This window comes from Psychrobium sp. 1_MG-2023 (genome assembly GCF_030689115.1).
GTDB lineage: Bacteria > Pseudomonadota > Gammaproteobacteria > Enterobacterales > Psychrobiaceae > Psychrobium.
The window spans coordinates 1-12806 of the sequence record NZ_JAUYVJ010000009.1; the positions used below are offsets into that span (position 1 = coordinate 1).

Annotated in this window: 10 protein-coding genes and 2 pseudogenes; 1 reads left to right on the forward strand and 11 read right to left on the reverse strand. The window is 39.0% G+C overall.

Annotated features, from left to right (window positions below):
* Positions 1-908 precede the first annotated feature (908 nt).
* Positions 909-1031, forward strand: a complete 123-nt coding sequence (locus tag Q8W26_RS06305; RefSeq protein ID WP_305472764.1) for a hypothetical protein — start codon at positions 909-911, stop codon at positions 1029-1031.
* A 217-nt stretch (positions 1032-1248) separates the two neighbouring features.
* Here the strand turns inward: Q8W26_RS06305 and Q8W26_RS06310 are convergent.
* The 11 genes and pseudogenes from Q8W26_RS06310 to Q8W26_RS06360 form a co-directional block, all read right to left on the reverse strand.
* Positions 1249-2267, reverse strand: a pseudogene (locus Q8W26_RS06310) (IS256 family transposase).
* 81 nt (positions 2268-2348) lie between these two features.
* Positions 2349-3632 (reverse strand): hypothetical protein, encoded by a 1284-nt coding sequence (locus Q8W26_RS06315; protein WP_305472765.1) that lies wholly within the window; start codon positions 3630-3632, stop codon positions 2349-2351.
* 179 nt (positions 3633-3811) lie between these two features.
* Positions 3812-5845, reverse strand: coding sequence for an ATP-dependent helicase (locus Q8W26_RS06320; protein WP_305472767.1), 2034 nt, complete (start codon positions 5843-5845; stop codon positions 3812-3814).
* Positions 5835-6827, reverse strand: a complete 993-nt coding sequence (locus Q8W26_RS06325) for a hypothetical protein (RefSeq protein ID WP_305472768.1) — start codon at positions 6825-6827, stop codon at positions 5835-5837. The genes Q8W26_RS06320 and Q8W26_RS06325 overlap by 11 nt, the downstream gene beginning before the upstream one ends.
* 173 nt (positions 6828-7000) lie before the next feature.
* Positions 7001-7105 (reverse strand): annotated as a pseudogene (locus tag Q8W26_RS06330) (HNH endonuclease); the annotation flags it as partial.
* 226 nt (positions 7106-7331) lie between these two features.
* A complete protein-coding gene (locus Q8W26_RS06335; RefSeq protein ID WP_305472770.1) occupies positions 7332-7931 on the reverse strand; it encodes a hypothetical protein in 600 nt (199 codons plus the stop codon).
* A gap of 8 nt (positions 7932-7939) precedes the next feature.
* Positions 7940-8302, reverse strand: coding sequence for a mCpol domain-containing protein (locus tag Q8W26_RS06340; protein WP_305472771.1), 363 nt, complete (start codon positions 8300-8302; stop codon positions 7940-7942).
* A gap of 431 nt (positions 8303-8733) precedes the next feature.
* Entirely contained in the window at positions 8734-9309 is a 576-nt protein-coding gene (locus Q8W26_RS06345) for a hypothetical protein (RefSeq protein ID WP_305472772.1), read from the reverse strand.
* A 51-nt stretch (positions 9310-9360) separates the two neighbouring features.
* Positions 9361-9780, reverse strand: coding sequence for a Mov34/MPN/PAD-1 family protein (locus tag Q8W26_RS06350; protein WP_305472774.1), 420 nt, complete (start codon positions 9778-9780; stop codon positions 9361-9363).
* Positions 9781-9803: 23 nt separating this feature from the next.
* On the reverse strand, positions 9804-11525 hold the full coding sequence (locus Q8W26_RS06355; RefSeq protein ID WP_305472776.1) for a ThiF family adenylyltransferase: 1722 nt from the start codon (positions 11523-11525) through the stop codon (positions 9804-9806).
* Positions 11522-12763, reverse strand: coding sequence for a CBASS cGAMP synthase (locus Q8W26_RS06360; protein WP_305472778.1), 1242 nt, complete (start codon positions 12761-12763; stop codon positions 11522-11524). Before Q8W26_RS06360 ends, Q8W26_RS06355 begins: the two co-directional genes overlap by 4 nt.
* Positions 12764-12806: the final 43 nt, after the last annotated feature.

The window sequence follows — 12806 nt, forward strand, 5'->3', positions numbered from 1 at the left end:
TAAATATGACATTTCTAAACATATGGCAATTTATTTGTAAGTATTGGTAAGTGTATACAAGGGGTATATATGAGCATACGACTCATAATCGTCAGGTCCCGTGTTCGAGTCACGGAGGGGCCACCATTTATAAACGGTTTCCCAGTTAGCAGTCACTCACCAAACAATTTGGTGCTACGTATGTGCTACATTTCATAATTAAGTTTACTTTTCTAAGTATAAAAATCAACCGACTACTCAACCTGAACGACAATATCGATATTTCTATCGCAACACCTTAACTCACTCATCACTTTTAACTTGCCTGCTTCGCCCATATAAAAGCTCATTAATTCTTATAGACACCAACTTTTATCCACCTCTTTATTATTCTTTCGTGTAGCAGCCGCTTTTTTCCTCGAAAGACTTACTCCACTCTTTCCACTTTGTTCGCCCGCTGGGGCATCACCTTGTTTTTCGTTTTCTTATACACTCCCTAAACTTTCTATTTATCTCGGGGTACTCAATATGTAATAACTCATAAATAGATTTAAGCCCTCATTCTGATTTTAAAAGGAATAGTTAACTTTCACATTAGTGAGTTCAGTATTATTGTGAATACACTTCTCAATATTTAGTATTCACCATAATAAAGCGATAGGGCATTTAACGTTAATATCTCTTAACGTCAACTCAAACTTCACGCAGCTAGTCCCTCTAGATTTTCACGCACCATATAAGACACAGCAAAGATAAATGAAAGGTCAAGCTAATCAGCTTCTACTCATTTCAATTAAAAATTGTTGTCCCTACCCCCCTATATTTTACTTTCCAGCTTTGCAATTATTGTCATCGTTGACTAGCAAGGCTATAGCACCAAAAATCACCTAGCTTTCAAACACATTAACTAAAAAACAAAGGAAGATAATATGCAAAACTTATTCGTGAAACCATCTCAGAAAGAAACTGGAAAAAAAGCTGGCTGGCCTAGCAAAACTGGGGAGCCATCAGGAAAGAAACGTGATAATAACCCCCCGAAGAAAGGTAATTAAGTCATGAACATTCAATGTTCCGAGTGCTATTGCTCTATATATTATGATAGTTCAGATAATAGCAGTGTTACAGGAGAGCTCTGTGAAAGTTGTACAAATAAGCAAGAACAGTGTCTTTACGATGATGATGATTATTAAGTGTAATAGTTAAAAATAAGCACAGATAGGTTAGTTACGTTTATTCGACCCTGTAACAGATTCTGTGTAACTACCTAATTTATATATAGTCTGCGATACGGTCTTCAAACTCAATGATAAAACGATTCAATGCCGGTTTCCAGTTTCTAATCGGCATTGTCCATTTCTTCGATGCCTGCATAATGGCCAAGTAGACAACTTTCTTAGCCGAATCATCATTTGGAAAGAGTTTACGGTTCTTGATAGCCTTTCTGATGACGCTATTTAATGACTCGATAGCATTGGTGGTATAAATCGCTTTTCTGATGTCCTGAGGGTAATTAAAGAGCGTGTTGAGATTAGCCCAATGTCGTTGCCAGGATGCTGAAATACTCGGGTATTTATCGTCCCATTTCTCGCCAAAACGCTCTAAATTGAGCAATGCTTCCTCTTCAGTCACTGACTGGTAAATCTTCTTTAAATCAGCAGCAACGGCCTTGTAGTCTTTGTATGGCACGAACTTCATTGAGTTCCTCACCATGTGTACGATACAAAGCTGGATTTGAGTATCCGGGAAGACGGTATTGATTGCATCAGGGAAGCCTTTTAGCCCGTCAATACAGGCGATAAGAATATCTTTTAGGCCGCGATTTTGAAGTTCGGTCAGCACGTTTAACCAAAATTTAGCCCCTTCGTTTTCAGCAATCCACATCCCTAGCAGCTCTTTATGACCTTCTAGGTTAACGCCAAGTGCTAAGAAAATAGCTTTGTTGATAACTTTATTGTTTTCCCTAACTTTGATCACTCGTCCATGGAAGTAAAGCGGGTTTGGTTCTTTTTAACTATTTCAGGCTCAAAACTGCTATTACGGTCACGCGGAGTCTCTAGTTCGAAAGCGCCATCTTCAGTTTGTACTTGCTTACGAGAGTACCCATTACGGCTATTGCCGGAAGATACCTTCTCATTCTTTTGATAACCCAAGTGATGATCGAGTTCAGCATTGAGTGCTGCCTCAACAGTGATTTTGGTTAGCATGGCTCTGAAATCATTTAAGTCTGCTTCAGATTTAATGCCTTTAGCGGCTTGCTTAGCAAATACTTCAAGTTCTTTTTTATTCATGTTCTACCTTCCATTGACCCACATAGGGTACTGATTGAAAGGCAGTTACACAAAATTATTTACAGGCTCGTTTATTCATAACTAACCTTTTTTTAGATGCGTTATTTTGCAGTCTTGCCAATACATCTTATAGTTATCATATGTCTCTTCTATAATTTCACCAATTTCAATTGCACTAATACCGGGAAGAGACTTAAACAATTCATTTAAGTGCTTATCAACCATTTTGTTTAAAGCAATCGCAATCATTGCAATCTCTTCTATTCCACGACTTTCGAATCCCAATATATTGACTAGGAATTTTTTTACAACATCTCGCCTTGGGTAAGATGCCCCTTTTCGCCAGTCATTAAGAAGTTCAGTTTTAGTTCGCTGTGTTGACGTAGCAGATGATTCACTTTTCTTATTAACTAAAGGAATATGCTTAGCTAACTCATACCAGCTTATTTCATTACCTTCTTTATAAGCCTTCGGGTTTAGTTTATATCTGAGGTTATTCAAAAATGATTCAAAAGGAGCACTTAAGACAAGCTCATTTCGTGTTGACTCATGCGTTAAGACTTTGGGCAATAGGTCTATGAAGAACCCTGTTTCTAATAAATCGTGCCTCTTAGACTCTTCTGGCGACGGGTAGTATGTACGGTAGTAGTTAATCAACCCAACTTCAAAGTGCGCCATCATCTCGAAGTAAAAGTCTAACTGCATTTTTAAGGCAGGAATGCTTAATGTTTTTAAATCGCCTATTGAAGGCTTTCTGTTAACCCTTTCTTTTGCATATTTTTTTAGTGAATGGATATCTTCCTTATTTAGTTTTGTGTGTTCAAACCAAAACTTGTACACCCATGATGCTTTATCAACATCACTTCTCAGTGTCTGCAACCCTTGCATTTCACGAGCTCCCTGATAAAGAAGATTTTCTTGTTCACACCGCTTTTCTAGAAAATTAATTAACAACTCCAAATCAAGATGATTTTTTGAGTTGAAGCCTTTAATCATCTGCCTCCACTCTGCATACCTAGCCCCATTTGATACATCTGAAATGGTGCTGCTGCTCAAGGACAGCTTAGGTATATGACAGCTGATTTTTGAAAAAAAGTTTATAAGTTTACTTTGCGTGTTCTTCCCAACACCTGTACCTGATAAGTTTCGGATTGATGTATCAGAAATACCTAACTTTATACCAGTAATTGAAACTAAGTGTTGGAGCATAATATACAAACTCCATTTAAACCCAACTTGATTCATTACTTCTTCAAGCGGTGGGAGAAACATGTTACTTGTCGATATATTAGTTAAAATCAACTTTTGTCCCTTAGCCAGCCCCTCACAGGTTTCTTTCAATTGATTTGATAGTGAGTTAGTCACCGTCTTCTCCATATTATCTAAACATTAATGAACGTGTTTATATCTCATAACTTATGTTTAATTTATTCTTGAAACGGTCTAACAAGGTGGCCAGTTTTACTTGACCACTTCAATACCATTGTAAAATAAAGATATTTGTCTGGTAAATAAGGTCCTGCCGTTTCCATCCAACAACCTTATTACAAACGCCTAAGCAATGAAGTATAGCGATTAAGCAGTTGCGACCTATTGCGAATATTTGTAATGCTCAACCCTTGGTGTATTTTTTCACCGATAGATATTGCACTTGATACGCCAGATTCAAACACAAACTTACTCGCAATTACGCTTCTGTTAGGAGATGATGACCGCCTATTATTCAACCAACGCTCTAAGAGGTCATCTGTAGGTGTATGCAATGTTAGCTTTTGTTTTGCTCTAGTAATAGCTACATAAAATAACCTTCTTTCCTCTTCTAAAGCGCCTGCTGTTTTTATTTCTTGCGGCCTAGCACTAGCCCCTCCCGGAAACTCTTTATCTATCAGTCCGGTGACAATGACATTATCCCACTCAAGACCTTTTGATGCATGAATCGTTGCTAATTCAATTACTGGCTCCCCGAGAGGTGCGCTAATAGGCTCAGACAATATGAGATTGACAAACTCTGTAGCTGAAATATCAACCGAACTTAGCAATTCAGCAATTTTATCAACACCTCTCGCTCTATCGTTGAGAACTTGACGAACAGGGGAACCCTCATCAATAGCTTCAATTATTCCAAGCTTTATAAGACTCTTCAATAAGCTAGAGGCAGCTATATCTCCCCCTTCTAGTTGTTTCAAACTTGACAACAGTTCAGCTTGCTTATTTGGGTTTTGTGAACTTGTAGGAAGTTGCTTATTAAGTATCAACCAAAAGTCTTCAGGTGCCCTTATTATTTTCTGTCTTATTTTTTTACTTTCTCCTTTCTTCCACCTTAGGCCTGAGTTATTAAGAAAACTGCTCAGCAAGCTTGAAATTTTCTCATGGTTGGAAATAAATGAAATGCCTTTATATATAACCAGAATAAAGCACATAACAAGTAAATTGACTTCATACCTAGACAATATCGAATTCTTGGATGATGAAATATAAGGCTGTTTCAATAACTTCAAAGCCAATTCAATCTCTACTAATTGCGCTTTAGAGCGAGCAATGAATGCAGTTGAGCCTTGTGCTGAATTAACGGCTTGTATTGACTGCCTTACTAAGGTTATGGTTTCGTCGCATGAGATTACATCTATACTAGTATTAATATTACTAGGGTGACTAATACATAGACCTTCGGCCTTGTTCTTATTTTTCGCGATAAGAACATTAGCCATTAGAGAAACTTTGTGCCCAAACCTAAACGTACAAGAGAGCTGGTACCTTACCGGGTTATTGAAATCTCTAGAAAAAATTCCTGAGATAAAGTCGGGCTTGCTTCCTCTCCACTCATAAATGCATTGATTGACATCACCAACAGCCATTACTTGTGCGTTATTTTTTGCAAGCGCAACTAATAACCTATGCTGAATATAGTTAGCATCCTGATATTCATCAACAATAATATGAGAATACTGAGGGATATTAAGGGGATATTTTCTAAAAAAAACTGATGCGTCAATTAAAAGATCATCAAAGGTTCGTAGCTCTAGCTCTTCAAGTAAATCAATATATCTCTTATACCCTACCTTATTGGCCTGTAAAATTTCTTCAAATAATGGATCATTATCTAACTCTTCAGGAGTTATCGCATCAGAACGAAATTTAGAAATTTGACTTTCAAAGTCTTCAATCTCTTTATTGTCAACATACTCATCTCTAGTATCATGGCCTATATTGTAAGCCTCTCTAATTATTGATTGGTACTGAGGGGCCGTGGGTATCAACAATTTTTTATATGGCAGCAGCTTATTGTCTTGGGCCTGCTCTATAACTTGTTTTGCCAAAGCATGAAACGTCTTAACGTTTGTAACTCCCATACTGCTCTTTAACGTTACCTTTAATTTTTCTGTAAAACTTATTTGCGCAGCTTTGTTATACATTAAAACCAATATATTAGCTGGATTTACTCCATTATTAATGAGGCGTTGAACTCGCTTTATCATAGTTGTTGTCTTACCACTCCCTGGCACTGCTTGTACCAAAGCGTGTCCAGAAGAATGGTTAACTACTCTCAACTGCTCATGTGTTAGCTTTTTATGAGTCAATTGAAACCTCATAGTGCATGCATATTTTGGCTTCGTCATAACCAACTAAATGATCTTTAATTTTGCATGTTATTCGGTTCTTTGAATGGTATAAAAAGCTTTTACACCTAAAGCAGTTAGGGAAGTCGTTCTCAGGATCTTTGAGTTCAAGCATTGATTTAATCAATAGTCTTTCCATCTGCTCATCTATCACATCAGGCCAGCAAGTCCTTGTCTGTAACACTTCCTGCTTAATTTGAGATAAAGCGCATAACTCTTTAGATAAGCGCCCCGCAGGGCTTATTGACCACAAAGCTATTGCCCTGTTTTTTTCTGAACAACTCTCCCTGCATTCGTCTATGTTTCTATCTTTCACTTTGAAGTGGTGTAAGGTTATAATTGGACTGGATTGGTTATATATCCCATTTTTTATATACTCAATATCCTCTTCACTTTTCACATCAAATTCAATGATGGGTATGTTCTGTGCGACCTTATTTTCACTACATTGATGTGTTACAAATATCTCTATATAGCATTTTTGTTTAGGTAGGTTAGCACATGTTAATAATACATCAGGAACCAAGTTGGTATCAGCATCGCATCGCTCAAGCTGAGCTTTGTCAAAAAGCTTTGTCAGATCATACTCTGCGTCAACTATAGATATACACTCTAAACCTGATTTGTTTAAAATATCGGCTTTGTAGGAACGACAATTTATTCGTCGCGCAAGTAAAATGGGGAGGGGATGTTTATTATGTTTAGCTTGAATAAAGCGATTATAAAACGTGATCTTTGCTGCACTATGGAGATATGATTCAAATCCACAACCATTTTTACCATGGCGAAAGTGGTGCTTTCGTATTTCACCTAAAGCAGGCGTCAGCTCAATACCGCACCCGGGGCACTTAAAAGTTTCGTTCCGATTAGTGACCTCTGATATATGTACTAAGTTAGCACTGGCATTAAGTGCATACGCATATCTTATATCCTTATTATCCATTTTCCTCACTCTTTCCACATCCTGTGTCAAACGATTCTATAACAAGAGTAAATTTGTTCAAGCGTTTAGTGTTTTGATATTAGGTAAAACAGGCCTTATATCTATTCAATATTGATAAACTCATATCTACCTTAAAATATGCGGTTAAGTGACAAAGCCTTGCACTTCTTAAATTAACCATAGTGCATTTCTCTATTACAATTGGGGCAAAGAGCAATGGCATTTTCAACAGTATCGTCACCATCATCAGCTAACCTTACTATATGATGCACTTCTAGGTATGGCTTTCTATTTTTCCTGCGATAGAGTGGGTCATCCTGTTAATAGACATTAACGTTAACTCATCTCATTATGGTTCTATTCAGAGTAAAATGACTTAGTGAGCATGATCTACGAAGCCTATTTAACATCTAAGAGAGTGCCAATTAATCTGGTTATTTAACCTAAGTCAACTTAAAATAAGCAATCTATGTTACGCACTTTACTGTGATGCTTGCTAGGCAATTAATAAAAAGATATATCTGCAACGGACTCTGTTGAAATTCGTTTAAGCATTATTCTTCCAACAGATTTTCGGTTAGTATAATATTTTCCTGAAAGCTTAAGAGCCGATTTATCTTCAATGACATCAAATATTGTTGAACCAACATATGAACCCCATGCCGGGTTTTTTGGCGTAGAGTTATACACATAGTAAAGCTTCTTTTGATTGTGCTCTATCGTAGGTGTAGTTTCCAATGTCACCGACTTTACAGATTCGCCATGTAGGTCGATTTCAGTTATTAATAATGACTGTCTAATTAATGCTCGCACCTCAAATTTAGCATCTTCTTCAGTTGTTACATGGCCGACCCAAACCCCATTAAGGTCAGGGTATAAATTCTTGTTAAACATTCGAATACATGCCCATACTTTTCTTGAGAACCATGGGGATAGCAAAATGAACATAATTATAAGTGACGATATTGATGATATAGTTATTAACTTGAAAATACTCAAAGGTTCAAAGAGCCTTTGCAAAGTAAAGTAAGCTAATACACTAATAATTATAGATAAAATTACAACGTATCTTAATAAAAGATCAAATCTTATAATCCTAAACATCTATAATCCTATTGCAAAGCAGAAAAGCATGATAAGCAATTTTTACCACTGCTTTTGGCGTTTAGCAGAGCAATATATGCTTCTCGCAGACTTTCTCCTACCCCTGCTGAAAAAGTAATTCCATTTGAGTGCAAAGAGCTAATATCAGAAAATATTTTGGAAAAGTTACATTCGTTAGTAGTGCTCGCGACTACGCCGTCAGCCGCTCGAAAGACGATAGAAAATCCATTATCGATTAAGTAATCCGCAATCGCTAAGGTCACATTTTCTAAATCATGGCTAATCAACTGCAATTTATTTTCATCGTTATTTAGATAGCACGAGGTGATTTTACGACCTATGTCATCACCATCAATAGAAATATACTTCAAAATAAAAACCCTTAAACACGTTAGGGTCAGAATTATACATAAAATGAGGTAATATGTGTGATTATGTAAACATATACTTAAAAACTAACGATATTAATTAGTTTTACAGGTCATAAGGACCTAAGATAATCTATACCGTTTTGAATAGAGGCGTAATTCTAGATATTTTTACTTTAATTTTACTGAAAAACCACCATCAAGGAGGCGATAGACTATTGAACTTTAGGGTTATATTACAGCCCTAACATGATTCTTATTTTGATGTTGTCGTGCATTGAAAGGTTCATGTAACAATCTAATAAATAGAAGGTAACAAAAACCTTATCGGTCACAAAGTGCCCAGTAACTATCATTAACACATCAAACAATAGCTTAGCTTTAGATAATTAACTAAGCTGTGAGGCGTATTAGTGTCTATTGAAAGCTGGCAATTAATCTTTCTCAAAAGTAATAGTACCAGCGGTATTTTCTTTCTTATTCCAGCAACGATTTGTCCAAAATAAACCTGACATCCTCATCGTTTTAACGTCATCAACAATTACTCTGGCAGCACCATCATAAAAAGATGTATCTGTCTCAGTTTGGGTTTTGTTATGTCCTTCAAACATATAAGCTAACTCAAATTTATCGTCTTTTGTTCTTACGACCCGACAATAATCAGCGTAGGTTCGTCCAACGGTAGTATTTGCTTTCATTCGAATTCTAAAGAAGTCGGCTTCAATCTCAATCGGGAATGACACCTTTGTACCATCATTGTAATTTGACGATATTTCCCCCATCCAACGACCATTAAAGTCTGGGCATAAATTTTCTTTTAGCCAGTCGAAGTAGATCCACTTCCAAGCATACCTGCCAACCCCCCACACTAAGAATGCTAGTGACGTTACAGTGAATGACAGCGACCTAATCAACGGTTGATCAATGACATTAAAGTAAAAGAAAAAAAGCGAGACTGATGGAGTTACCACCAACCACAACCGCACTTTAGAGTTTAAGACTTCCCACATAAATCGTTTTCCTGGATTTTAAAATACTGATTAAACTTAGAATGTTTTTTGTTACTTAATAATACCAGCCTCTAGTAAACTTTTCCCATCCCAGTATCCATACCAGCGTGAAATACGACCCTGAATGATTACCACCATGGGGCGTTTCTGGAATTTACGGCGCCAGTCTTTTGTGTCAATCGAAGATGGAGAGGGGTGATCTTCAGCATGGGTATGCCAATCACCAATAAACGTTTTCGTTGTTCCTGATTCGTTCCAAGCTTTTGTGGCTAAAGTTTGATGTCTCTCACTTCGCCGGAAAAACCTATATCTTGAGCGCCTGTCGCCTCTGGAGGGTTCCGTCGCCTCAACAATGTTGATGTGCTCACCACGGTACTCGCCAATCAATATTCCCCCCGACTCAGCTTGTTTTAGTTTCAACTGCCGATGAGACTCTAGAGCTTGCAGCACTCCATTCTGAATCAAAATCATTATCTCAGTGCCTTGGACAGCTATCAATTCTGGCATATAGGACAATTTTTCATTGGTGACATGTTTTTTTCAGGATATTGCCTAGCTTTCGGCGAAATAGCTTTTTGTAAGAAATTCACCTCTCCTTCCTGCTCTTGCTTTAAAAGGCGCATAGCTAAAGCAGCAGCAATCATGCTTGCTTCCGGACCGAAAGGGAGGTGTGACTCGCCGCAAGTACGTTTGAATAATTGACTGGCTCCCTGTGCATGCTTTGTGCTAAACGATTGATATCTGTCTGTGCGGGGGCTACTGTTGTAATTAAACTGGCATGCATAGCAGGCCCCCTCTCCGGTGTAAATTAGCGCCTTAGCTTGGTGTCCGAAGCCGGAAACCCAGCTATGTATAATATTTGGTCTTGATGTCGCAACATTCCGTTCGTGATACCATTTTGTGAGCATTAATGAAAAGCCTTGTTCACCTGTCGCATCGACAATAAGATCCCACGGTTTGTCGATTTCTGTTCGAGTGAATTCACCTGCTGCCCTAGAGTTTGGAGCCAGACCTTGTTGCTGGAAGTAATGTGCCATGGCATCACTTTTCTTCTCATCCAGATAGATGGTTCCTAAAATGTGTCGACCAAGATTACCAGTTCTTAGAATATCTGCATCATAGAAGCATAGAACACCACGCCCGACACCAGCACCTGACTGGACTAAACTCTGGGATAGATACCCTCCAACAGTCCCGCAGCCAATCACGCAAATTCGCATATCTTGCAGCCCTTTGAACGTGGTGGTGTTTCGCTGATAGATATACTCCTTCGTGGCATCTTCCACTAAGAAACGAGTGAACTTCGACAAACAATGATGCTTGGTCAGCGTGGAGAATGTTTGTCTTAGATTAAGCTTTTTTCTCTTGGGAAGGTTAACACCTAACGCAACTTTTCCTGCACGCTCCAGCGTCAATTGTAGCCCGATATATGTTGTCTCATGACTCAGTAGGATAAAGAAGTGAGAACGATTCTTTGCTTCTTTCCGAAGCTTATCCACCAAATTAGCCGTTGCATTGTGATCAACTAGCCGCAACCAAGCTAGGAAACTTCCTAGCGTTGTGAGCGGCCAATCTGCATCAAACGGTATGTAGAAGGGCTGCTTCACACTAACACGGATAACTGGGCACAATTCAGATGGGTTGACAATCGATCCTCTTGGATAGAACCCTCTTTTGAGCGCCCAACTCAAAGCTTCAGAAACACTACCTGCAATCAAATATTCAGTAGCTATGCTTTCATCAAGCTGCTTCCTGTCAAAACTGTAGAGTTTGCTATCGGAGCCACTAGAATAAAGGTAACAGGCTTTATGAAAACACCAATAGCTAGTAAATTCTGCTGCGATATCCAAACGGCTGGTACCTTTAGCCCAGCCTTCAATGATCTGCTCAAGCTGCTCGATGCAAGCAGCGATTAACGCCCTGGGGTTGAGTGGGTCAATATTCTTTGTTGCCTCATCGAATAAACAGATTGTTTGATTGCCTTCCAAGTGAGGCAGGCGAACACCAGCTAATTCATCAGGCAAAGACAACAGTTTTGGCTTTGGCAACTTCAAAAGCGAAGGATCGCTAATAGGTAAATGAACTGTAAATTCACCTAAACTGGAAGCAAATACCCGTATGAACGCAGGCATAACCGGATATGAATCAAGAACGGGAGCGTATTTAAATCCGTGCGCTAATAGCTCGTCTGAAACTTGGTCCAGTGCACATGTCATCCAGCATCACCATTAGGCACAACTGGAGCGGGGTTCGTCTTGGCAGGCTTTGACATAATATCTGCCGTTACCCCGGTAACAACATGGATCATATCTTGCCGATTTGGCACCCGCTCACCCAAGGCTCGCCTGAAGCTGTCGACAGTCTCTTGTTTGTTACTGGCTTGCTTCAAAGCAAACGACAGCTCTTCAGCTAAAGCTTCAGCTGCCAAATAATGCTGATTTATCTCGGTGTCTGACATATTCGATTGCGGGTACAACTGTGGCTTTCTTTCGTCAGTAGGATTCGGAATACTATCAATCAATTGCTGCCCTAGCCGATTCGCGCAGAGCATCAATGCCTCACTTTCCTGCTCTTGTACAAATCTAATTCCACGCTCTACAGTGATGTCATTAAAGGATTTCACTGCACAAGCCATCAGAGCGATTGATGAAGGACCACCGCTTGGAAACCTATAGTCTCTCCACGCTTTCAAGTGTCTACAAACATTACGAAGTATCTCACCGTGCATATTAATGTTGCTTTTAAACCACTCGCTGATCGTGGCAGGGTCGCTAACAACCCAGTTTTCACTATCTCGAACAGCCAGATATACATCATCTCTTGCAAGAAGTGCACGTGAATCTGTCAGCCAGTTATTTATTGTTTTAGCGTCCATTGATGCTAACATGGCAGTGTGTCTCTCCAAGGGAATCGCATAAAGTGGAATGTCGATGTGGATTAAATCGCTGACGATTAAGCGGGCACATGTATTTTTCGGCTTAAACTTCCAGCCCATATCTTCAGCGAGCTCAATGAGTGTGTTATCAACAATGAAGAAAAATAAATCTTTTGACACGATCGGGCTATCGCGGAAGATATCTAGCGGAAGATAGACACCGTCATCCAAATCTATTTGCTGTGGTGGCTTATGGCAAGGAAGGTTTAGAGTTTTATAAACAAAACTGCCTTGGCTGTTAAATTTCGGCTTAAGATGGACTAAAGTAGCCTTTTGAGCAGGGTTAAGTTGTCGCAACCGCTCTGCGAAAGGGAGTTGACTGGCTTTCTCAGATAGCTGCCATTTACCATGCATATCCTGCTCAAACGCATTATTCAAAGTCCGAAAGGTATTGCGAACTGCTTCCCTTACAATTCGCCGGTATTCTTTCAGCTCTTTTATTTGGTACGGCGTAGGTGTGATCAGTGGAAGAAAGCTCTCTGTAGTTTTACTGAGAAGCGGTGTAGCGTTGTATTTCATTATGTTGAAACTCCCTTATTCGTTAGCTGCCCACCTATCTGGA

What these genes read in the sequence shown, in the direction of transcription:
- Q8W26_RS06360 (WP_305472778.1), bottom strand. Translation starts at nt 12,763, where the DNA reads ATGAAATACAACGCTACACCGCTTCTCAGTAAAACTACAGAGAGCTTT.
- Q8W26_RS06335 (WP_305472770.1), bottom strand. Translation starts at nt 7,931, where the DNA reads ATGTTTAGGATTATAAGATTTGATCTTTTATTAAGATACGTTGTAATT.
- Q8W26_RS06345 (WP_305472772.1), bottom strand. Translation starts at nt 9,309, where the DNA reads ATGTGGGAAGTCTTAAACTCTAAAGTGCGGTTGTGGTTGGTGGTAACT.
- Q8W26_RS06350 (WP_305472774.1), bottom strand. Translation starts at nt 9,780, where the DNA reads ATGATTTTGATTCAGAATGGAGTGCTGCAAGCTCTAGAGTCTCATCGG.
- Q8W26_RS06355 (WP_305472776.1), bottom strand. Translation starts at nt 11,525, where the DNA reads ATGACATGTGCACTGGACCAAGTTTCAGACGAGCTATTAGCGCACGGA.
- Q8W26_RS06325 (WP_305472768.1), bottom strand. Translation starts at nt 6,827, where the DNA reads ATGGATAATAAGGATATAAGATATGCGTATGCACTTAATGCCAGTGCT.
- Q8W26_RS06305 (WP_305472764.1), top strand. Translation starts at nt 909, where the DNA reads ATGCAAAACTTATTCGTGAAACCATCTCAGAAAGAAACTGGAAAAAAA.